The organism is Flavobacterium sp. FG19 (assembly GCF_057809475.1).
Genome location: NZ_JBMDKA010000041.1, coordinates 1 through 24181 on the forward strand (window position 1 = coordinate 1; position 24181 = coordinate 24181).

General features: G+C 36.7%; 18 protein-coding genes. 8 read left to right on the top strand and 10 right to left on the bottom strand.

What is annotated here, in order from left to right; all coding sequences use genetic code 11:
* Nucleotides 1-141: 141 nt before the first annotated feature.
* Nucleotides 142-1131: a Gfo/Idh/MocA family protein gene (locus ACODST_RS25730; RefSeq protein ID WP_488934962.1), complete on the top strand. Its 990-nt coding sequence runs from the start codon at nt 142-144 to the stop codon at nt 1129-1131.
* A gap of 28 nt (nt 1132-1159) precedes the next feature.
* On the opposite strand, the gene ACODST_RS25735 is transcribed toward ACODST_RS25730, so the two are convergent.
* The 5 genes from ACODST_RS25735 to ACODST_RS25755 all read right to left on the bottom strand — a co-directional run bounded on the left by ACODST_RS25735 (nt 1160) and on the right by ACODST_RS25755 (nt 5673).
* Nucleotides 1160-2191 (bottom strand): asparaginase, encoded by a 1032-nt coding sequence (locus ACODST_RS25735; protein ID WP_488934963.1) that lies wholly within the window; start codon nt 2189-2191, stop codon nt 1160-1162.
* Nucleotides 2181-3317 (bottom strand): 1-acyl-sn-glycerol-3-phosphate acyltransferase, encoded by a 1137-nt coding sequence (locus ACODST_RS25740; RefSeq protein WP_488934964.1) that lies wholly within the window; start codon nt 3315-3317, stop codon nt 2181-2183. The genes ACODST_RS25735 and ACODST_RS25740 overlap by 11 nt, the downstream gene beginning before the upstream one ends.
* A gap of 64 nt (nt 3318-3381) precedes the next feature.
* A complete protein-coding gene (locus ACODST_RS25745; protein WP_488934965.1) occupies nt 3382-4161 on the bottom strand; it encodes a TatD family hydrolase in 780 nt (259 codons plus the stop codon).
* A 202-nt stretch (nt 4162-4363) separates the two neighbouring features.
* Nucleotides 4364-5086 carry a tetratricopeptide repeat protein gene (locus ACODST_RS25750; protein ID WP_488934966.1) on the bottom strand — a complete coding sequence of 241 codons (723 nt, stop codon included), beginning with the start codon at nt 5084-5086 and terminating at the stop codon, nt 4364-4366.
* A gap of 2 nt (nt 5087-5088) precedes the next feature.
* A complete protein-coding gene (locus ACODST_RS25755; RefSeq protein WP_488934967.1) occupies nt 5089-5673 on the bottom strand; it encodes an RNA polymerase sigma factor in 585 nt (194 codons plus the stop codon).
* A gap of 130 nt (nt 5674-5803) precedes the next feature.
* Here ACODST_RS25755 and ACODST_RS25760 point away from each other — a divergent pair, with 130 nt between their 5' ends.
* The 6 genes from ACODST_RS25760 (at nt 5804) to ACODST_RS25785 (ending at nt 15670) form a co-directional block, all read left to right on the top strand.
* Complete coding sequence (locus ACODST_RS25760; RefSeq protein ID WP_488934968.1) at nt 5804-6103, top strand: DUF8108 domain-containing protein; 300 nt, start codon at nt 5804-5806, stop codon at nt 6101-6103.
* An 81-nt stretch (nt 6104-6184) separates the two neighbouring features.
* The gene (locus tag ACODST_RS25765) at nt 6185-7156 is read left to right on the top strand and encodes a hypothetical protein (protein ID WP_488934969.1); all 972 of its coding nucleotides are present in this window, start codon (nt 6185-6187) and stop codon (nt 7154-7156) included.
* A 111-nt stretch (nt 7157-7267) separates the two neighbouring features.
* Nucleotides 7268-9220, top strand: coding sequence for a PKD domain-containing protein (locus ACODST_RS25770; protein ID WP_488934970.1), 1953 nt, complete (start codon nt 7268-7270; stop codon nt 9218-9220).
* Nucleotides 9201-11885, top strand: a complete 2685-nt coding sequence (locus tag ACODST_RS25775; protein WP_488934971.1) for a CHAT domain-containing protein — start codon at nt 9201-9203, stop codon at nt 11883-11885. The genes ACODST_RS25770 and ACODST_RS25775 overlap by 20 nt, the downstream gene beginning before the upstream one ends.
* Nucleotides 11837-12274: a retropepsin-like aspartic protease gene (locus tag ACODST_RS25780; RefSeq protein WP_488934972.1), complete on the top strand. Its 438-nt coding sequence runs from the start codon at nt 11837-11839 to the stop codon at nt 12272-12274. Before ACODST_RS25775 ends, ACODST_RS25780 begins: the two co-directional genes overlap by 49 nt.
* A gap of 51 nt (nt 12275-12325) precedes the next feature.
* Nucleotides 12326-15670, top strand: coding sequence for a T9SS type A sorting domain-containing protein (locus ACODST_RS25785; RefSeq protein ID WP_488934973.1), 3345 nt, complete (start codon nt 12326-12328; stop codon nt 15668-15670).
* Nucleotides 15671-15827: 157 nt separating this feature from the next.
* Here ACODST_RS25785 and ACODST_RS25790 read toward each other — a convergent pair whose 3' ends face one another.
* From ACODST_RS25790 to ACODST_RS25810, 5 genes are all read right to left on the bottom strand, one after another.
* On the bottom strand, nt 15828-19004 hold the full coding sequence (locus ACODST_RS25790; protein WP_488934974.1) for an efflux RND transporter permease subunit: 3177 nt from the start codon (nt 19002-19004) through the stop codon (nt 15828-15830).
* 126 nt (nt 19005-19130) lie between these two features.
* A complete protein-coding gene (locus tag ACODST_RS25795) occupies nt 19131-20198 on the bottom strand; it encodes an efflux RND transporter periplasmic adaptor subunit (protein ID WP_488934975.1) in 1068 nt (355 codons plus the stop codon).
* Between the two features lie 12 nt (nt 20199-20210).
* Nucleotides 20211-21545, bottom strand: a complete 1335-nt coding sequence (locus ACODST_RS25800; protein WP_488934976.1) for a TolC family protein — start codon at nt 21543-21545, stop codon at nt 20211-20213.
* A gap of 55 nt (nt 21546-21600) precedes the next feature.
* Entirely contained in the window at nt 21601-22200 is a 600-nt protein-coding gene (locus tag ACODST_RS25805; RefSeq protein ID WP_488934977.1) for a TetR/AcrR family transcriptional regulator, read from the bottom strand.
* A 107-nt stretch (nt 22201-22307) separates the two neighbouring features.
* Nucleotides 22308-22829, bottom strand: coding sequence for a YceI family protein (locus ACODST_RS25810; RefSeq protein WP_109191406.1), 522 nt, complete (start codon nt 22827-22829; stop codon nt 22308-22310).
* 268 nt (nt 22830-23097) lie between these two features.
* Between ACODST_RS25810 and ACODST_RS25815 the strand changes: the two genes are divergently transcribed.
* Entirely contained in the window at nt 23098-24072 is a 975-nt protein-coding gene (locus tag ACODST_RS25815; protein ID WP_488934978.1) for a polyprenyl synthetase family protein, read from the top strand.
* The last annotated feature ends 109 nt before the right edge of the window (nt 24073-24181 follow it).

The following is a 24181-nucleotide window of genomic DNA, read 5'->3' on the forward strand; positions in this document are numbered from 1 at the left end:
CTGCAAAATCTGCGTGAAATTAATTCGTACAATTCAATATAGATTTTTTAACCATACAGATTAAAATAAATTCGTGAATTCGTGGCTGGCTTTTTTTAATAAACCATTTACACTAAATTTGAGAAACTTAAAACTTAAACCATGAAAATTATAAAATGGGGTATTATAGGCTGTGGAAATGTTACAGAAGTTAAAAGCGGTCCAGCTTTTCAGAAAGCACCAAATTCTGCCTTAGTAGCCGTTATGCGAAGAGATGCAGCTCTTGCCGAAGACTATGCCAAACGTCATAACGTTCCAAAATGGTATTCTAATGCTGAAGATCTGATTAATGATCCGGAAGTAGATGCCGTTTATATAGCAACTCCGCCTTCATCTCATAAAGAATATACTATTTTATGTGCCAAAGCGGGAAAACCCGTTTATGTTGAAAAACCTATGGCATTGACTTTTGAAGAATGCAGCGAAATGATCAGCGCCTGTAAAGAGCATGATGTGCCATTATTTGTGGCCTATTACAGAAGAGCTTTACCTCGTTTTCTAAAAATAAAAGAATTAATTGACAAAGGCAAAATTGGAACTGTACGCCATGTAAACTGCGTTTTGTACCATTCTTTTGAAGCCCGTTACGACGACGAAATCAACCTGCCTTGGACCGTTCTTCCGCATATTTCCGGAGGAGGTATTTTTGTTGATTTAGCCTGTCATACGTTAGACTTTCTGGATTTTGTTTTAGGACCGATACAATCCGTCAAAGGGCATGCGACTTCACAGCTAAAAGCCTATCCTGCCGAAGATGCCGTTTCGATGTCCTTTTTATTCGAAAACGGAATTCACGGATCAGGTATCTGGAATTTTGCCAGCTTTGAACGTTATGATAATACTGAAATTGTGGGTGACAAAGGAAAAATATCCTTTTCAACTTTTGGTAATGATCCAATCCATATTCAGTATACTAATGGCGAAAAAGAAAGTATTACTATCGAGAATCCGCTTCATATTCAGCAGCCGCTTATTGAAAAAATTACTGCCGAACTTTTAGGTCATAAAGATTCTTCTCCCTCTAACGGAATCTCCGGAGCAAGAACAACCTGGGTTATCGATCAGGTTTTAAAAGAATTCAGGAATAAATAAACTATTGCTTCGGTGTAACCAGTACTATCTAGAGTGAAATCTCTCCCCGCAAGGCTGTTTCAAAAACATTTTTGAATTCGTTTTGCGGGATATTGTGTCCTAACAGATACATTAATTTGGTGATTGCGGCTTCTGTAGTAATGTCTTTTCCGGAAATTACACCCAGTGATTTTAAAGCCGTACTGGTTTCATACTGTCCCATATTGACACTTCCGCCAGAACATTGTGTTACATTTACGATGTGCATTCCGGACTGAATCGCTTTCTGGATCAGGTTTAAAAACCAGTCTTCGGTAGGTGCATTTCCTGAACCATACGTTTCCAGAACAATTCCGCGTAAACCCGGAGTAGCTAAAATCGAAGCCAGAACTGTTTCGCTCATTCCCGGAAACATTTTGATAATAGCCACATGATTGTCCAGTTTTTTATGAACAATAAGCTCCGCTCCTTCTTTTACCGGAAGAAATAAATGAGAATTTAGTTTTAAATGAACTCCTGATTCTACCAATTCAGGATAATTAGGTGCCGTAAAAGCCCTGAAGTGTTCGGCATTTACTTTTGAGGTACGGTTACCTCTGTATAGTTTGTATTCAAAATACAAAGAAACCTCGTTAATTACCGGTTTTCCGTTTTCCTGCAATGATGCAATCTGAATTGCCGTAATTAAATTTTCTTTGGCATCGGTACGCAGATCTCCAATTGGCAGCTGCGATCCGGTAAATACTACCGGTTTTGCCAGGTTCTCCAGCATGAAGCTCAATGCTGAAGCCGAATAAGACATCGTATCTGACCCGTGCAATACGACAAATCCGTCATAAGAAGTATAATTCTCCTCGATAATGGCCGCCATTTTGGCCCACATTTCGGGATTCATGTTCGAAGAATCTATTGGATTCTCGAATGAAACAGACTCAATTTCACAATCCAGTTGTTTGATTTCAGGAATCTTTTGTATCAATTTACTAAAATTGAATGCTTTAAGTGCTCCCGTTTCAAAGTCTTTGCTCATACCGATGGTTCCTCCGGTATAAATCAGCAGTATTTTAGCTTTAGATGACATCTTGGTATTTTAATTTATTGACCACCGGATTGGCGTACATGGCCAGAAATCCTTGTCGTGTAACCGGATTATCACTTCCGATACGCATTTCTAAACGACGCTCAAAAAGCTGTTTTTCGCTTTCCTTGTACTTATCGGCAAATCGGTCTGTTTCGTTTAAAATATCGTAAGCAATAAAATTAGTCGGCCATAATTGATAGTTTTTCAAAATAACATCATCGATAGTTTGTGCCAATGCCAGAACCTGCTTATTAGAATTATCATTTTCGGCCACGATCTGATCGATTTCGCTATCTAAAACATCTCCGACAGAAATATGGATTCTTTTTTTAGTTCCCATAATACCGCTGATGATATTCATGAAATCCTCGTTTTTATCTTTTACATACACCTCGTTGTTGGCTTCGGCCATTAACTGCGGCATTTTTAGAACATCAGTAGGATCATATTCATACGAAATAGAAACCGGAACTATTTTTAATTTTTTGAAATAATCCATCAGGTTTTCTTCGTCAGAACCCATCCCGATCATTTTTAAAACTCCGGGATTGGTTTCGTCATTTCCGTCTTTTGTTCTTCCTTCTTTCTGGGCAATCCAAACCGAACGGTTTTCACGAAGCAGCAATTGTCCCATATATTCAGAAAGAAGCTTTGAACTCTGCAGCATTTCGCGGGGAGTTAATCCTCGTAAAACTAAAAAGTTTCGGTTCAGTTTGGCTAAAGTTGCCAGAAAAGCTTTTTTAACCAGATTATCTCCAATTGCAGATGCTGTCATTACCAAACCATGTTCAAAAAGGCAGACATTCAGCAAAGTAGTGTCTAAAAGAATATCTCTGTGATTCGATATAAATAAGTAAGAAGTATTAGGTTCCAGTTTTTCGAAGCCAGAAGTTGTTAAACCTTCTGAGCTTTTTTCTAAAACTTTCTGAATCGTGTTATAAATAAAGTTGCATTGAAAATCACGAATAGAATGTGTTTTCTTTAATTGATCTTTCCAAACCTCATCATCCACTTCCGGAAAAGTAAAGTTCATCATGGTTTTCATCATAGGATGATTGACAACACCATGAAGTGCTTCATTTATTTCGGAATCATAAAACGGTCGAATGGCATCAAATTTCTGCATTATTTATATTGATTTTAAGTGGGCAAAAGAACAAAAAAAAAATTACAATTTTGTAAGGTGCAGGTTAAATCCCAAAAACCTCTTTTGAGTTCTGCGTTGTTACTGCTGCTATTTCATCTTCAGAAACGTCATAAATAGCTGCCAGTTTTGAAATTACATTGACTAAATAACTGCTTTCGTTTCTTTTTCCTCTATACGGAATTGGGGCTAAGTAAGGAGAATCTGTCTCCAAAACAATATGTTTTAAGTCGATTTGATTTAAAAACTGATCGATTTTTCCGTTCTTAAAAGTGACAACACCCCCGATTCCTAATTTCATATTATAAGAAATAGCTTGCAGCGCCTGTTCTAAAGTTCCGGAAAAACAATGAAAAATCCCAAATAAATCTTGAGATTTTTCTTCTTCTAAAATTTCAAAAATCTCATCAAAGGCTTCACGGCAATGAATTACGATAGGCAGTTTGTATTGTTTGGCCAGCTGAATTTGTCTTTTAAAAGCAGTCTGCTGTTCTTTTAAATGCGTTTTGTCCCAATACAGATCGATCCCGATTTCTCCAACAGCATAAAATTTCCTCTTCGCCAGTTCGGCTTCAACATGTGCTAATTCTTCCTGATAATTATCTTTTACATAAGTAGGATGCAATCCCATCATCAGGAAAATATTATCCGGATAATTTTTCTCTAAATCGTACATGGAAGCTGTAGCAGCCGCATCGATGGCAGGAATAAAAAAACGGGTAACTCCGGCATTGATCGCTCTCTGAATCATTTCGTCACGATCCTGATCAAATTCTTCTGAATATAAGTGTGTGTGTGTATCGGTAATAACAGGTGCTGAATTCACTGGTAAACTTTTAAAAAAGCCAAAATTACGACAATATTAAAACAATACCAATTTTGTAGAGATTAACGGACGCGGATTTAACGGATTTAGTTCGTAAAAACGCGGATAAAAACAGATTTTTTTTCCTGTGATCACTAAAAAAACCTTTGTCAAAGTACTATACGATTAACAAAGGTTTCTCAATATATTTTATTACAAATATCTAATCCAGCTGATGCAAAAGTTCTTCAACCTGATCGTAGCCTTCATAATCTTCAGAAATCGTTTCGAGGATTTTTTTACAGCCTTCGTAATCTTTTTGTTTTAATTTCGATAATGCCAGGTACCAGACTGCTTTTTCTTTGTATACCGAATCTCCTGCTTTTAGCTCGTTAAAAACCGTTTCTGCTTTTATATAATGGCTTTCTTCTAAAAGTGAAACTCCGTAAAAGAATTGGATTTCAGCTGTTTTTTGTTTCTTTAAAACGGTTTCAAAAAGCGGAATCGCTTTGTTATAAGTCTTTTTATTATAAGCTGTTTCGGCCTCTTTTAAAGTTTCGTCAACTGTTCCCCTTACTGTAAAAGAAGCTTGTTCAGGATTGTTATAATCGGCAAAAACCGGATTTTGGTTGTAATTGAAAAAGAAGAGTCCGAATAAAACCGCAACCGAAGCTGCTACGGCCAGATACCATGGTTTTAGTCCGATTACTTTTGGTTTTGTGCGGAAATGCTGCTCTGCGATCTGTGTCAGGTTTTCTTTAAAAGCCTCCCGTTCCTGATCTATTCCAAACTTATTAGCCAGCTGAAACTCTACATTTTTGTAGGTCTCAAACTGCGAAGCAAACTCCGGATCTTCGATTAATTGTTTCTCAAAGTCATTTTGGGCCTCAGCCGTTAATTCATTCTGAAGATATTGGTCAAATAATAGATAGCGTTCTTCGTTCATGACTAATTGTTTTTTAAAGATTTAAAGTTTTTTGCTTCCTGAATCCATTGGGTCAACTGTCCTGTACATAACGATTTTTTCTTACGGACATAACCGTAGGTTACGTTTAGTTTTTGGGCCACTTCTTCCATCGATTTAATTTCAAAACTTAGTTTTAAAAGCTCTTTGCATTTGTCTCCCAGTTTTTCAAACATGGTATCAAAAAGCTTTTGTTTTTCATCAAATTCTTCGGTCTGACCAATTAACTCCAGTGCAGATTCATTCATAGATACCGCATCTTCAATAATTGTTACCCCTTTATTGGATACTTTTTTCAGCTCGTTAAGCCATTTTCTTTTACACAACAAAAAGAAGTAGGCATCAAACGGACAGGTTAACTGTAACGAATTGGCTTTGGCCTGGTTAAAAAGCAAAATCAATATTTCCTGAACAACATCCTGCGCCTGATCTCTGTCGCCGGAATTGTTCATAACAAACAATACCACTTTGGGAACAAACTTTTTATAGATAGACTGAATTATGGCCGAGTCATTCCGGGCAAGACCATCAATGTATTTTTGATCAGGATGTACTTTGTTTTCACTCATAAAAAAACTTTTAATCAGATAAAGTTAAAAAAGAATCTCAAATAAATTTCAAATAAAGGGGTAACAATTCATTACTGCGATGGATATATGGGAACAAAAATCTTTTAAAACAGTTAAAAATTAAGAGAAAATGGAAACGTATCAATTTACAAACGAAAAGACTCTGGAACAATTTTACAAAATGATTTCTGCCAAAACACGAAACGGCTTTGTAATCGTAGAGCATAACGAGAAACTGCCTTATGTTGTTTTATCCAAAGAGAAAAAAACTATTAAACACGGACTTCACTTATTCCTGACCTGTCTCACTTTAGGTCTTTGGTCTGTTGTCTGGCTTTATTTGATTGTTACGCTTTCGCAGAAGAAAAGCATACTCGTGGCAGTTGATGAAGACGGAAACCTTTTTGAAGACAAATGTCTTTCGGCCTGAATAAAAAAAATTAAAAAACAGGGGTAACAAAATGCTGACCCCGGACATCTATCAACATAATAATCATTAAAACCAGAAATTATGAACACAAATTTTAAAACAATCGGACTTTTATTCCTTCTACTAATCTCTTTTGTAAGCTGTAATGACAGTGACGGTGATGATATTAAACTTTTGCCTCCAAGTGCAGCCGCTTTTAAAAGCATCAATGAAAAAGGACTGCAGAGCAATACACAAACCTTTACCATGACAGCCGGAAACGGTGTGGTGACCTTAACTTCTGCAAAAGGAGTAAAACTATACATAAACGGAGACTGTCTTACCAAAAACGGAAATCCTGTAACCGGACAGGTCGATATTGAATATGTAGAACTTTTTGATAAAGGAAATATGCTGGTAACCAATAAACCAACTATGGGAATTATGCCTGACGGAAAGAAAAACCTTTTAATTTCTGGTGGTGAATTCTTCATCAAAGCAACTCAGGGAGGAGTCGAATTACAAACCTCATGCACGATGAACATGATTGTTCCAACTGCTTTAACAAATGGTTTTGATAACTTAATGACTTTATGGACTGGAGTTATTGATGAAGAGGGCGAACTGGCCTGGAAAGATGCCAGAGGCGCTGACGGTAAAGGCGGTGTACAGGGCGAAGGAGACAATTATTATGTAACTTTTGGTAATTTCGGATGGACCAATGTTGACCGTTTTTACAGTGATCCAAGACCAAAAACTACGATTTTGGTTGATGTTCCGGATGGTTACGATAATAACAATAGTGCCGTTTACCTGTCTTATGACGGAGAAGGAACAAATGCCCTTGCCAAACTGGATACGTATACCAGCCAGGGATTATTTAGCGAACATTACGGACAAATCCCAATTGGTCTTGCCTGTCACATTATTTTCGCTACCGAAGACAACGGCAACTGGCGTTATGCTATTAAAGGAGTGACTACAACGGCCGATGCGGTTTACACCTTTACTTTAGCAGAAACAACAGTAGGTACCGAAGCTCAACTGGTTGCTGCCATTAATGCCATACAGTAACCTGCGAATGCTTTTTTAAGAAAAAGTGGTGATTTGCTCATCACTTTTTTTTACATTTAATCCTGTTTTAAAATTGATTCTGATGATTTTAGAACTAAAAACTGTCTCGTTATGAAACCACAACTGTCTATTTTCTTTCTTCTATTTTCTATTTTTTCAATAGGGCAAACCAAAGTAAAAGACACCATAACCCGAAGAGCCGTTATTGGTTTTATCCAGAACGGAAACGCTGTGAATTTTAAACCGGAAACACCTCCGCTGATTCCAATTGCCGGTGCACCAAAACCAAGTTATTCGTATTTATGGGAACTGGGCGACGGGCATTACAGCAAAGAAGCCGAACCTAAACATGTCTATAAGAAAAAAGGAACCTATACGGCCAGACTTGCGGTAACCAATAACTACGACAATGGAAAACCTCCCGCAGCACGTCCGAAAAAAGTAGCTGTTACGGATATTACTGATACCAATTATAAAGACATTGCTTCGATTGCAGATCAGAATGGTTTTGCGATTCTGAAAAACTGCGATCCTATTCCGGAACAGGAAATGGTAGTGGTCGTAAGTTACCAAAATCTGGAAAACTATGTTTCAAGCGGTAAATTGTATCTTTTTTATAATGAAAAACAATTTAAACACAACAATTTTGAATTAACTGATTTCAGGACGTATGCAGGCGAACGCGAAGTAAAAGAAAACCTGACCGCTGCTGTTAATGATCTGGAAGATTCAAACCGGTATGTGGCTGCCGCCGAAGGAAGTTACAACCCAAAAAAATACCGAAATACCACTACAGAAGAAGATTTGGACACCTCTTTACTGGAGGCTCATAAAACGTATCATAATGTATCGGTTTTAGAATTTGATGATGCCGATCCGGGTGAAACCCGAAATGTTTTTTATACGTTTAAAACTACGCCCGAAATGATCAAAGATACCAGCGCAACCGTTACCATGCGCGGGATTTTTGTTCCCAACCGAAGCTATAAAAACCATAAAATCAAAAATCTTGAAATGGAAATCGTAACTTCTCATGACCCAAATAAAATGGGATCTAACGGGAGTTTTATGAATTACAGACTAGTGCGTTTTAAAAGGGTAAATTTTAAAACGCGTTTTCAGAACAATGGCGAAGGGCCTGCCAGAAAAATTCGTCTGGAAACCGATATTCCGGATATGTTCGACAAAAAAACATTCCGCATTGAAAGTATGTACCCGGAATGCCCGATTTGTCCAAAAGGGGAAGAACCAACTGTAAGCTGCCTTGATACGATTATTACACCCAAACAAATCATCTTTACTTTTAAGAATATTTATCTTCCGGGAACCGAACAAAAAAATGTAAAGGAAAAAGACAGTACCAAAGGTTTTGTAAAATACTCCATGAAATTTGGAGAAGACTTTCATAAAGTCAAAACCAAAAGCCGTACTTCGATTATTTTTGATAAAAACGAACCTATTATTACTAACTACGCTACTACCCGGTTTTTACCCGGTATTTCAATTGGTGTCAAAGCGGGTTATAACTTTTATCCGGATCTCGATAAATCTACCAGTTACTTTTTGGGAGCGACAATTTCGCCTTTTAAAGCGTATCGTTTTTACTGGCAGGCGGAATGGGTAAATGCTTTAAACCAATACAATAGTGCCGTAAATGTTACAGACCAAACCATTACAAATGCTAACGGGACAAGGCAGTTTCAGCGTATTACAACTACAATCGAAAATAAAAATATCAATTGGGAAATTCCTGTTTTGATTCGGTACAATATTAATAATTACATTGGAATTGGTGCCGGAATCCAGGCCAATATAAATGTCTCATCCGAACAGAATCAAAATATACAAACCGATACTTATGAAGGAGATAAGGAAAACTTTCTGATCAGTTCTGTTGTGAGTTCCAATAGTATCAAAAATACTTTTACAGATGTAAAAACAGGTCTTCTATTTGATTTAACGGCTGGTTTTGCCCGAATTGGCCCAAGTCTTGGAGCCCGCTATGTGATTAATTTTGAACAGAATTTTAATTATTTTCAGGTATATGGCATATGGCGATTTTAATTTTTTTTCATCAAATAAGTTATATGGTTTACTATTCTTTTTCCTGAGTTTAAATGTTTTTGGACAAAATCAGGAGGATAAAATTTATCATGCCATTGATGTTTTTACAGCTCATCCTTCTGCAAAGGCATTACAGGATTTAACGAATACTGAAACGGCTTTCTGGCAAAATACAAAGTCTAAAACCAAAGAGGAATTACTTGCCATTGTGGTTCTGAACTGCAACAAAGCCTATTATGAAAATCAGTTTGGTCAGACTCAGAATGCGGTTTTGAGCTATGAAAAAGCCTGGCAGGTATTTCAGAAACATCAGCTTACAGATTACGATATTGTCGAATTCTGCTTAAAACCTTTGGGTAATTTATATACGACTCTGGGCGATTATGACAGTGCCGAAAATACTATAAAACAATACTTTTATATAGTTAATACCTCCAAAAATTATCCTGATGCCCAAAGGCAGAAATTTGCGGCGATCCTTAATTTATCCAATGTATATCAAAGTTCCGGCAAAATTATTCCCGCTGTTGAATTGCTGGAAAATACACTCAAAACAGAAAAATTATCCAATTCTCAAAAGGGAGTTTTACTGAATAATCTGGGGAATAATTACTGGCTGGGTTCTAAAGAGTTATTATTGGTTAAAAACTCACCCGACAAAGCAGAAAAAGCATTTAAAGCCTCTGTCATCTGTCTTGAAAAAGAAAAAGGACAAATCGAAACCCTGTCTAATTCTTACCGCAATCTGGCCTCTATGAACCGGCAGTGGCAGCGGTTTGATCTGGCGGAAGCTTATATGCAGAAAGCCGAAAAACTATTTTTGGAAACTTCAGGTCAACAGCCTCGAAAATTAGCCCGATTCTATTACGAAAAAGCGTTACTCCTGTTTGATGAAAAAAAATATGAAGAAAGTGCCGGACAAATCTCTCTTGCTTTTAAAACGTTAATTCCTGCTTATAATTCAACTCATATTTTTCCCGGCCGGGAACAATTATATGCTGAAACAGTTTTAGCAGATGCTCTGGATCTGCAGGCGGAAATCCTGAAAATAAAACAGCCCGAAAAAGCGCTAAAAGCTTTTGAACTCTCTTTTTATATCGAAGATCTCCTGATGAACAGTCTGGTGTACGAAAACTCCAAAATCCTGATGCAGCTGCGATCCCGTAACCGGACTGAAAAATGTATTTCTATTTATGAAGATTTGTTTCAGAAAGAAGGCAGGTCCCAATACATCAAAGAAGCTTTTCAATTGGCCGAAAAAACCAAATCAGGTATTTTAAAAAGTTACCGGAAGAATATTAAAAATGCATCTGCTGAAGAAAAACAACTTTTGCAGCAGCTTCAAAACCTAAACAATACCATTTTAAAAGAACAGCAGAAAGGAGATGCAGCCAACATCCCGAAGATCAGTCAGCTTATAAAAAAACAGCATGAAACTATGCTGTCGCTAAAGAAAATCCAGTCCAAAGAAGCTGATTATATTCCGGAAAGCCCGGATTTAAAAGAATTGTTTTCAAAACTGGAAAATGATAAAGCCATGATGATGTATTATTTTATGGGTTCTGAAAAACTGTATTATTTTGTTTTGCAAAACAGCCAAATTACCCTAAATCACATTTCTATTACGCATCTTGCTATTCCAAAAATTGTTCAGTTTATCGATTATTTTAATACACCGGATGATATTACAAATGATATTTCTGGTTATAACCATTATGGAAAGGATGTTTATGATTTATTAAAATTACCTGCTAATGCTGTTTATAAAAACCTCATTATTGTTCCGGACGGTATTTTAAATTTTCTGCCTTTTGAAGCTTTGATTACACAGGAATCTAATACCACCAATTTTGCCAAAATGCATTATCTGCTGAACGATTTTAAAATTGCCTATAATACTTCGGCGAATTTGTATATGAATTCCGGACCTGTTTTAAAATCAGAAAAGACGGTTTTAGGGATATTTCCGGTTTTTGAAAAAACGGTTTATGAACTGAGTTATTCTAAAAAGGAACTCCAATCGATCCGCAGCAATTTTAAAGGAAAGTATCTGGAAAATTCAAATGCATCATTTGCTAATTTTAAAAACAATGCGTCCGCTTATTCTATTCTGCATTTGAGTACACACGCTTCTGCTGGTGACATTGAGACTCCGGCCAGTATTAAATTTTACGATCAGGAGATTCTGTATTCAGAATTGTATAACCTGCATATCAATCCTGATTTAGTGGTTTTAAGTGCCTGCGAAACCGGAATTGGAAAATTATATAAGGCCGAAGGTGCAATGAGCATTGCCAGAGGTTTTCAGTTTGCCGGTGCACAGAACCTGCTGTTTTCATTATGGAAAGTAAATGATTTTACAACTTCGGTTTTTATGGCTGATTTCTATAAAAACATCAAAAATGGTGTTTCTTATTTTGAAGCCAATACAAATGCCAAACTCGATTATCTGAATAATAAAACGATCCCAAACGCCAAAAAATCGCCTTATTACTGGAGCTCGTTTGTATATTATGGTGCTGTTTCTGTCGAAGAACAATCCGGAAATTATATTGTTTATGTGATTAGCTTTTTGATTGTAATTGGTTTATTTTTGGTTTTCAATCAGTACTTCAAATGGAAAATCTTCACGAGGTTCTCAAAAAAGAGAAATACAAAAAAATAAAATTCAAGGTTACCAAGACCCAGCATCTGCAGATTAAAGCCAAAATCAACGGTTTTTCAGGGAATTTCATTTTAGATACCGGTGCTTCCAATACCTGTATCGGATTTGAAAGCATCGAACGTTTTGAACTGGCGGCAAAAAAATCAAAAACAAAAGCTTCCGGGGCAGGTGCAACAGGAATGACCACTCAGATTTCTTCGCAGAATACATTACAGCTGGGAAGCTGGAAAAACAGGGATTTCAGTATTGTTATTTTTGATCTTTCGCATGTAAATGAGGCCTTAGAATCGTATAAAGCCAAACCTGTTCATGGCATTATTGGTGCCGACGTACTGCTTGAAGGCAAGGCGATTATAGATTATTTTAATCATTATTTGTATTTAAAGTAGGATTACCTTTTTTCGTATATATTTGTTACTCCAATTAACAAACCTATACGTATGAAAAAAACTCTACTCTGTTTTCTTTTATTGTTTACCACTTTTATTTACTCTCAGGTAAATATTGTTACTATTTGTCAGGGAAGGCCTTTTGATCTGACCTCTCTGGATGGCGATTTTATAGGTAATTTAAATCCTGCTGAAACTACTGTAAGCTATTTTTTAACTCAAAATGATGCATTAAATAATACTAATGCGATTTCAAATCCAACAACTTATAAAGGCCTGTTGGGGACTGCAAAAATCTATGGAAGAGTTGATAATAAGGGAACAATTACTGTTGATTATGCTAATCTGACTACATTTCAGGGACTTACAGTAACTGCTTCCAATAAACCCATCTTATGCAATGGAGATTCTGCATCACTAACCATAAATGTTTCTCAGGGAACCGGCTCTTATTTGTATTCTGTCAATGGAAGTGCTTATACAGATACTAATTATTACCCAAATCTACCTGCAGGAGTATATTCTATAAGTGTTCAGGATGCTGTAACCAGCTGCTCATCTTCGATCGTTTACACCATTGCAGAGCCCAGTGCTGTAGTGGTAAGCCAAATCACAGAAAATCAAAATATAACGGTTACTGCTTTTGGCGGTACAGCACCTTATCGTTATTCTTTAGAAGGAGCAAATTATCAAACCAGTAGTGTTTTTACCAATGTAACTCCGGGAATTCATAATATAGTCGTTCTGGATGCTAATGGCTGTACTGGCGTTGTAACAACCACTATTAATCCTGTTTTAACCTCTTCTGCATCTATTATAAGCGAATTAGATTGTACAAACAATGGTGCTTCTATTATGATTAATGCTGCCGGAGGACAGGCTCCATATACATACTCTTTAAACGGACAGGCTTATCAGACCAATAATATTTATACTAATCTAAGTGCCGGAACTTATGCTGTAACGGTAAAAGATGCTGCCAATACTATAAGTACAAATACAATTGTAATAGCTCCTCTGGCTTTGTTAACAGCTACAGGGACGCAAACTAATGTAAGTTGTTATGGAACAAGTGACGGTAGTATAACAACAACTGTAAATGGCGGCAAAGCTCCTTATGTTTATTCTATAAATGACGGCCCTTTTACAGCTGCTAATACTTTTAACAATCTGGCCGCTGGCAATTACAAGATAACTGCAAAAGATGCTGCCGGATGTTTTTATGTATTTATGGCTGCTATAGCACAGCCTCTTCCAATTGCTATCAGCGAAAATGTCTTAAATAGCAGTAGCAGTAACAACGACGGAGAAATTACAATTACCCCTACAGGAGGAGTTCCTCCTTATTTCTATTCTCTTCAGGATAATTCGGGTATACTATTAAAAGGGCCGCAGACTTCTAGTGTTTTCTCAGGTCTGCCAGCCGGTTCTTATCAGGTAAGAGTTACCGATTATAATGGATGTTCTTTTATTAAATCAAATATTACTATTACAACCTCAACGCTTTCTTCAGTTTTAATCGCAGAGCAGATAACCTGCAGTAACCCAAAGGGAACAATAACAGTAACTGCATCCGGAGGTGTAAGCCCTTATCAATATTCATTAAACCAGGGAGTTTTTACTAATTCTAATATATTTACTGATTTAGCTGCCGGAACATACATTATAAATGTTCGGGACAGTCAGGGATTTGTCGTAACAAATCAGATAGATTTAACTGCAGTATCTAATATTAATGTTAAACTTACGGCTATGGCGGCCTGTAACGGGAGTAGTAATGGTGCCATAACTGCAGCAGCAGATGGAGGACAGGCACCTTATACCTATTCTATAAGTAAATATCCTTATGAGCAGGATAGTCCTTATCAGTCCTCTGAAGTTTTTAATAACCTTGATCAGGGTTTATACAGAGTCAATGCAAAAGATGCGAATGGCTGCATATCGTCTACAGCAGGCCTTATTTATATAGAATCAAAACCTATATCAGGAGTAATAGAGACTGTTGATATTAAAAATATTGTAGTTACTCCATCTGGCGGACTTGCACCTTATACCTTTACTCTGCTGGATAAAAACGGAACAATCGCAGCCGGGCCGCAAGAGTCAAATAGGTTCTCGGATTTAGCGCCTAATGATTATACTTTAAAAATTTCAGATGCAAGACAATGTGAGGTAACTTCCAAAAGCTTTACTATTTATCCTGTAGAATTTACTGCAACTGCTACACCAACCGCAGTAACATGCCTTGAATTAGGAAAGATAAAAATATATGCCGCAGGAGGTACAATGCCTTATATGTTTTCTATAGATGACGGAGCTACAAACAGCAGGATGTACTCTCATGATCTTTCCTATATTAATTTAGCTGCCGGTACCTATAAGGTTAAAGTTAGTGATGCTCTAAACGTTACCTTTAACATTCCGGTTGTTATTGAACAGGCAAGCACTCCCGAAGCTACAACTGAAGTTGAAAATATCAGATGTAAAGGAGATTTTACAGGATCAATTACCGTTACATCGGCCGGAGGAAGAGCACCGCATACCTATTCACTTAATAATTTTTCTTACCAATCTGATAATACTTTTAATAATTTAGCAGCAGGAACCTATTCTGTATTTGTAAAAGATCTTAATGGCTGCTATTCAACAACCAGATGTACTGTAACCGAGCCTGTCAATACTCTTGAAGCTGCTGTCGTGGTCAATAATCAAACTATTACCGTGAATGCTGAGGGCGGTACCGGAAAAATTATGTATGCCATTTCTCCTGATCTGGATAAATTTTCTGAAAGCAATGTTTTCACCGGATTAACTGTTGGTACGTACCGGGTTATTATTCAGGATGAAAATGGATGTAGTATCGTAAATGAAACCATAATTACTCCTCCTGCTCCATTAATAGACGGAAAAAACCTTACTACCATAGAGTTTACTCCGGGACAGACTTTAAATGATCTTGTTATTGAAGGCCAGGACATCAAATGGTATAGTTCGCCAGGAGCATCTTTAACCGGTAAAACTGCTGAAACTACACTGCCATTAACGACAGTTCTGGTTGACGGCACTACTTATTATGCTTCTCAAACAATTAAAGGAGTTGAAAGTGAAGAACGTCTGGCTGTTACGGCGAAACTGAAAGGATCACTTTCAACTGAGGATTTTGTTTTGTCTAATTTTAAATATTACCCAAATCCGGTTAAGCATGTTTTAACGATCAGTAATTCTTCCAACATTGATGAGGTTGAAATTGTTTCTGTTTCCGGCAGGTTTATTTTAAGTAAAAAAGTGAACAACACACATTCTGAAATTGATTTATCAACCGTTTCTTCAGGATTGTATTTCTTAAAGGTTAAAGCTGAAGGTAAAGCCAAAACTATTAAAATTGTGAAAGAATAAAGTTTTTTAATAATAAAAATTCCAAATTCCAAATTCCAAATTCCAAATTCCAAATGGAATAAAAATTTGAAAATTATCCGGATAGGTTACACTATCTCTAATAAAAAATCCCAAACTCCTTTCGGAATTTGGGATTTTTCGTCTAAAATTAAATCAATTAATGGGTATGTTTTGGATTAAAACCGTCTTCGCTTACTTCGGTTGGCTCATAATCGGCAACCATTTCAGCTTCGTAGTCGATTTTTTCTCCTTTAGAGACTCTTCTGATAATTTTCTCCATGATATCGTAGATTACCGGAACTACAATTAACGTCAGGAATAATGAAGATATCAAACCTCCAATAATTACCCATGCTAATCCGTTTTTCCACTCTGCTCCTGCTCCTGCTGCCAATGCAATTGGGAACATACCAAATACCATCGCAATTGTTGTCATCAAAATCGGACGTAAACGGGCGTGGTTTGCCTGGATAAGAGCATTTCTGATGGACTCTCCGGCTGCTCTTCGCTGGTTCGTATAATCGACAAGCATAATCGCATTCTTACACACCAGACCAATCAACATGATGACCCCTAAAATGGTAAAGATATTTAAGGTATTGTTTGTCAATGCCAGTGCGAATAAAACTCCAATGAACGAAAGCGGGATCGCAAATAATACCACAAACGGGTGAACGAAACTGTCATACAATCCAACCATTACAAGGTAAACCAGAATAATAGCGGCTAATAATGCAATTCCTAAAGTACCAAAACCTTCTGACTGGTTTTCCTGATCTCCACCCCAGATGTAATTCACTCCTGTTGGTTTTTGCAGTTTATCTAATTTTGCCTGCCATTGCTGAACGATTGTTCCGGCCGGTACCCCTACGTTCTGACCTTGTACGGTTACAGAAGCCGTTTTATCTCTACGCTCTAATTTACTTGGTCCTGAACCTTCAGTAATAGTTGCAAACTGGTTTAATTTAATCTGTTGACCTGCGTTGTTGATGAAAATCAAATTACTAACGTCTGTGATATTTTTTCTGTCAAATTCGTTGTATTTGATGTTGATATCATATTCGTATTCACCAGCTCTGTATTTACCGTCAGTGTTTCCACTATAAGCCGTCTGCATGGTTAAACCAACTGTTTGAAGTGTTAGTCCTAACGCTGCCATTTTATCTCTGTCAACCTGAACGTTAATCTCCGGGTTTCCGTCTTCAACCGTTAATTTAATCTCGGTTGTTCCTGGAATAGTACGTAATTCAGCTTCTGCCATTTTTGCAAATTTCATAGCACTTTCTACATTTGGACCTGTTACGATCAAACCTAAAGTGGCATCTTCTGCTGTTCCTAAGATACCTACAGGAACTGTTTTTACTTTGGCACCTACTAAAATTTTCTCCAGTTTACGTTTTGTTTTAGCAGCATAAACGTTGGCGTCATCTGTACGATCTTTTTGTTCGATCATTTTAACGTCGATCTCTGCTTTGTAAGCGGTTGCCTGAGCGGCTCCTAAACCTTCACTGGTTTGACCTACTGTTGTAATCTGGCTGAAAACATATTTTTCTCCTTTTAAGAAAGCTTCTGCTTTTTGAGTCATAAAGTTGGTCTGCTCTAACGAAGCGTCTTTTGGCATCTCAATTTGTACTAAGAACTCACCACTATCAGACGATGCGAAGAACTCTCCTCCAATATATCCGCCTCCCATTAACCAGAAGATTGTACCAAAGAACATTACAACAATAACCACCATTGTTTTGATATAGTGATCTAAACACCAGTTTAGTAAGTTAGATACCCAGTTTGTAAAACGGGTCAGGTAATCTTCAAATCCAAGAATGATTCTTCCAAATAGGTTTTTACCTTCAATATGCTCTAATTTTCCAAAACGGGAAGACAACCAAGGAATAATAGTAAACGAAGCCAATAATGAGAACATCGTTGATATAATTACCGTAACACAGAATTGTGTAATAATGTTCGATACCAATCCGGTACTCATTGCAATTGGTAAGAACACCACCACAATTACTAATGTAATCGAAGTTACGGTTGCCCCAATTTCGGCAGTACCGTCATAAGCAGCACGAATTCGGCTTTTACCCATCTCCATGTGTCGGTAAATATTCTCCAGTACCACAATCGCGTCATCCACAAGAATACCAACAACAAGAGATAAACCAAGTAAGGACATTAAGTTAAGCGTATAACCTAATAAGTAAATTCCAATAAACGTTGCAATCAAAGAGGCGGGTATAGAAACCATTACGATTAATGAGTTTCTGATACTGTGCAGGAAGAACAACATTACAAAGGCTACCAGAATAACCGCAATTAACAAGTCATGTACAACAGAGTCTGCTGCTTCAAGTGTAAATACGGTACTGTCTTTTGCAACTTCTAATTTTAACTGAACCGATTTGTAATCGTTCTCTAAGGTCTTAACCGTTTTAATTAACTGCTCGCTTACCGCAACCGCATTCGCATCTGATTGTTTTACAATTTGAAGTACGATCGCACTTTTTTGATCAACACGAGCAATTTTCTCTGCGATCTTTTGTGTATCCTGAACGTCAGCGATATCTCCCAGACGTATCTGAATTCCGTTTTGAGAAGAAACTACTAAGTTTCTTAATTCTTCAACGTTTTTATATTTACCCGCTAAACGGATTAAGATTTTTTGGTTACGAGTCTGAATGTTTCCGGTAGGGAAATCCAGGTTTGAACTCAAAATGGTCTGCTGTACCTGAGGAACTGAAAGTCCGTAACCCTGCATTTTTACAGCATCCAGGTTTACCTGAATCTCACGCTCCTGACCACCAATAATGTTTACCTGAGCAACCCCTGATACACGGGATAAAATTGGAGCAATCTTTTTATCTATCAAGTCGTAAAACTGCGCTTCGTCCATTTTACCATTCGCACCAAGCGTCATAATTGGTAAATCACTCAAAGAGAATTTAGTCAATGACGGCGGATCTGCATCGTCTGGTAAGTCACTCAAAATCGCATTGATTTTACGCTGTGCATCGTTCATCGAAATATCAACATTGGCATTGGATGTCAATGTGATCGATACTACAGATAAACTCTCATATGATTTCGAGTCAATTTTTTTGATATTTTCAAGAGAAGCAATCGCATCCTCAATTTTCTTTGTTACTGTATTTTCAACCTCACTCGGAGAAGCACCAGGATAAGTAGTTGAAACCGTAATTACGTTGGTTTCGAATTTTGGGATCAGCTCGTAGCCTAACTGGCTGTAGCTGAACAATCCACCTAGAGTCAGAATTGTAAACAATACAATTACTAACGACGGACGTTTTATGGATATTTCGGCTAATTTCATATGTTTTTATATTAAGTCTTTAGTTTTTTAGTTTCTAGTCCAGCCATTTAGTTCTTAGTCCGGTGCCTGATCAAGACACTAAAAAACTAAGGACTAAGTACTACAGCACTAAACCACTAATTACTTTTATTTAATAATTTCTACTGTATTTCCGTCTTGTAAGTTGATCTGACCTGTAACAATTACAACTTCTCCGTCATTTAAACCATTAATGATTTCAACTTTGTCTCCTAAGATTCTTCCGGCAACCACTTTTTTCAGTTTAGCCACGTTATTTTCTACTACGAAGATTTCGTTACTGCTTACACTTCCAACAAAAGCATTTCTTGGAACCACTTTTAAGTTTTGTTTTTGGTTGTTCGAACCAAAATTAGCTGTTCCGTACATACCCGCTTTTAAGTCATTATTGGCGTTGTTAGCAATTTCAATTTCAATCGGGAAGTTTAAAGAAGCATCTGCTTTTGCTGCGATGAATGTAATTTTTCCTGAGAATGTTTTGTCAGGATAAACACTAGCCGTAATGTTTACTGTACTTCCTAATTTTAAACTTGCTACCTGGCTTTCGTTTACAGTAACCGTTAATTTTAATTTTGAAACATTTACGATATCAAATAAAGCAGTTGCAGGCATTCCGGCTAAAATAGATCCCGGCTCTACATATTTTTTATTGATGTATCCGTTAATCGGAGCTTTTACTCTGGTATCTCCAACATTAATTTTTGCCTGGGTATAGTTAGACTGAGCATTTGTTAAGGCCAATTTTGCCTGATCTAGCTGCTGCTTTGTAACACCGCCGGTTTTAAAAGCATTTTCATATCGTGCATAATCCGATTTTGCATTTTGATATGCTGCTTCAGCTGCCTGAGCGTTTACATTGATAACATCACCTCTTACTGTTAAAAGAGTTTGTCCTACTCTTACATAATCACCTTCTTTTACTAAAACACTGATTACTTTTCCGGATTTTTCAGCAGAGAAAGTCAATTCCTGAATAGGCACAAAGTTTCCGTTAGCCGTAAACCCAAGATTTACATCTTCTGTTTTTACAGTAGCTACTTTTACAGAAACAGCTGCATTTTTTTCGGCTACAATGGCAGTTTTACCTTCATTTTCGGCCTTATTTTTATTTAGAATGTAGTTAATCCCGACAAATGCCACGACTATGATTACGATTGTTATTATAATTTTCTTCATTGTAATAATTTGTTATTTAGTAAGAGATTTTAGTTCGCCTTTTGATTTAATTAGAGATATTTCGGCAATTTTATAATTTAAAACTGCTCTTGTGTAATTGTTTTGAGCTTCAAGTGATGCATTTTCAGCGTCTAATAAATCCGTTAAAGATGCCAGTCCCTGAAGGTAATTGTTTTTGGTATTGCTTAAAATTTCAGATGCCAGACGCATGTTTTCTTTTTGGTTTTCAATCGTTACCAGGTTATTGTCGATTTGAGCCATGGCATTTTTATAATCTAAATCAAGAGATAATTTAGTGTCTTTAATATCTTCCTGAAGTGATCTTATCTGAACATCTGCCTGTCTTACTTTGGCACGGGTTCCAAAACCGGTAAAAATTGGTACATGCAGGTTTAATCCAATCGCTGAGAAATCAGACCAGTACACTCCTTTTTCAGGTTTTGCAAACCACGGCATTTCAGGTCCCTGACCAATATAATTGTAACCGGCCGTTAATGAAAGTGTTGGGTAATATCCTGCTGCAACAGCTTTTTTATTAAGAACTAAAAGTTGTTCTTGTTTTTTCAAAAGCAGGTATTCGGTTCTGTTTTCAATATTTGGCTGTTCTGTTAAGGCTGCCGGAACTACTTCAAACTCTTCTTTTGGCATATCAATCTGCGTTTCAATCGGCATACCCATATAGAATTTTAAAGCATTTTCCTGTAACGTGATCTGATTTTTAATCTGCTGGCGTTCTGTATCGATGTTCGACATCTTTACTACGATACGGTCTAAGTCGATTTTTTTAGCCAGACCGTTATCAAACTGCCCTTTTACAATATCACGAACTTTTGTAGTGTTTACATAGTTGCTGTCTAATAAAGTCAGTCTCTCTTTCTGCACATATACGGAGTAGTAGTTGTTAGCCACTCTCTCAATCACCTGCTCTTCGGTTAACTGGTCATTAATCTGATAAAACTCACGGGTTGTTTTTGCAGCTTTTAATCCTGTAAAAACCGACTGGTCAAACAAAGCCTGAGTTAAAGAGATTCCGGCAGTTGAAGTCCATTTTTGACCAAATGCTGCCTGAATGGTAGTTCCGGGTGCACCAAATGCCGCCCCGTCGATAACTGTAGTCTGAATTACCGGATTATAGGTCAGGTTTCCATTGGCACTGATTTGAGGTAATGCTCTTGAACGTACTTCCTGAATCTGGTATTCGCTGTTTTCAACCTGAAGTTTGGCCTTTTTGGCATCGGCTTTATTTTGAAGCGCATAGTTAACTGCGTCTTTTAAGGTTAAAGTGGTTACCTGTGCGCTGGCCGACAGGCCGATTGTGCACAAAAATATAAGAACTATTCGTTTCATATGTAGTTAAATATTTGTTTTGTGATGGTTATGCACCATGCTTATGGATTGATGATTATGCTCTAATTTTCTTAAGTTGTTTTTCCAGTTCAGTTATTCCTTTTTCGGTAGCCATTGCTCTTGTGTGGTATTCTAAGGCTTCCAGTTCTATTTCCTGTGCTTCCCTTTCGGAAATGGTATTCTCATTGATATGAAAAATCAGGGTGTAATAAAATTTCACATAGATTTCGATGTTTAAATCAGAACGGTATAAATCCTCGCGGATTCCTTTTTCGATATTAGCCCTGAAATATTGGGTACACTGCTCAATCTCGTACGATAATATGTTTTGATAAATTTCCGGGTAATGCTTTTTTAACTGGTAAATAGGCGACGTATCGGTATTGTTTTTAAACATATCACGAAACATTTCCCTGATTTCAAAATTTTCATGTATCGCGTTATAGTCTTTTGCTACTATGGTATCCATAATTTCATGAACCTGTTTGTGAACAGTTGAAGTGGTTTCCTCAACCAGCACTTCTTTATTACAGAAATATTTGTAAATCGTTTTTTTCGAAATACACATTTCACCTGCAATATCATCCATTGTAACGCTCTTAAAACCAAGCTTTAAAAAAAGCTCACTGGCTTTTGCTATAATTTTCTCTTTCATTTTAATTTCCCAATTGCCTTACAAATATAAACAGGAAACTAAAATTTAAAAAATAGTTTCCGTACTATTTGTAATAATTTTACATTAAATTATTCTTTATGTAAGATTTATATGCTAAACTCAAGATTAGCGATTAGCTTGATGTCTTTACCAAGAGCCAAACCACCATTGTGATGAAATGAATTATAGTCTAATCCAAAATCCTGACGTTTGATATCTCCTTTAATTTCAAAGGCAACTTTTTTCTCTCCGTTATAGGTATTTACTCCAATAAACTCAGCATCAAGTTCAACAACACGGGTAACGTCTTTTATCGTTAAATCTCCCTTGAAGAAATTAATATTGTTATTTATCTTTTGAAAAGATGTTGATTTAAAACTAATGATAGGATGTTCATCTACATCAAAAAAATCCTGAAGCTGTAAATTGGTGTCAATCTGCTGAAAGCTTTCGGTTTTATTATTAATATCCAGTGAAAATTCAACCGAAGCATCTTCAATTTCATTATCTTCAAGACTCACGTAACCGCCAAATTTGTTTGTTGTCCCTCCCAAATAAGCAATTATCGAATGCCTCATTTTAATTAAAACATCTGATTGAGTAGAATCTAAAGTCCATGTTGTTTTCATAAATAACTGATTTTAATGAGTTTATAAATCATTGAAACTCTATTTGGAAACTTTTACAGTGTTCTGAGTTTCCATTTAACGGTGCAAATATAGACAGGAAACTCTAAATACCAAAAAAGTTTCCAAGTTTTTTAAAAAATATTTTAACAAATTAATTTTGAGCGGGTTTGGCAGCAAAGCTTAAATCTTTCTCCGCAATTCACAATTACAAAGCGATTATTCACAATTGAATCGTATCTTTGAGGCTCGCAAATCAGAATTTCATTTTATGCACGATATAAGTCAGTACCAGGATTTTTTTATTGATTATTTAAGCACACAAAACATTCATAAAGAGCCCGTAAACCTTTACGAACCTATTGAATACATTTTAGGACTTGGCGGAAAACGCATGCGTCCGGTATTAACTTTAATGGCCGCAGAAGTTTTTGATACTGATTATAAAACGGCACTTCCGGCTGCCATGGCGGTAGAGGTTTTTCATAATTTCTCACTCGTTCATGATGATATTATGGATGATGCTCCTTTACGAAGAGGACAGGTGACCGTTCACGAAAAATGGAATTTAAATACCGGAATTCTTTCAGGCGATGCCATGCTGATTCTGGCTTATCAATATTTTGAGCAGTACGAACCGGAAGTATTCAGGGACCTGGCGAAACTTTTCAGTAAAACGGCACTTGAAGTCTGCGAAGGACAGCAATGGGATGTTGATTTTGAAAAAAGAGACGATGTTACCATTCCTGAGTATCTGAAAATGATTGAATACAAAACTGCGGTTTTAGTAGCTGCTGCCATGAAAATGGGAGCTATAGTCGCAAAAACTTCTGAAAAAGAAGGCGCTGCGATTTATGACTTCGGACTGAATTTAGGACTTGCGTTCCAGCTTCAGGATGATTATCTGGATGCTTTTGGTGATCCGGAAACTTTTGGCAAACAGGTGGGCGGCGATATTATCGAAAACAAAAAAACCTATTTGTATCTGAAAGCATTAGAGTTTTCGACACCTGAAAAAGGAATAGAATTACAGAAATTATTCCGTTTACAATTAGAAGACAATTCAGAAAAAATAGAAACCGCAAAGGCAATTTTTAATGCATCAGGAGCCTCGAAAGCAACTCAGGATGCTATTGAAATGTATACTTTTAAAGCTTTTGAAACTTTAGAAAAAATGGATATCAGCATTGAAAAGAAAGATATTCTAAGGACTTTTGGGGAGAATTTAATGGGAAGAAAGGTATAATTTTAGTCTCAGTTTTCAGTTTTCAGTAAAATTCAGAACTAAATATAATTTTGAAGATTTTTTAGTTTTACACTAATAAAATAATGCCGGCAAGTTTAAAACCTGTCGG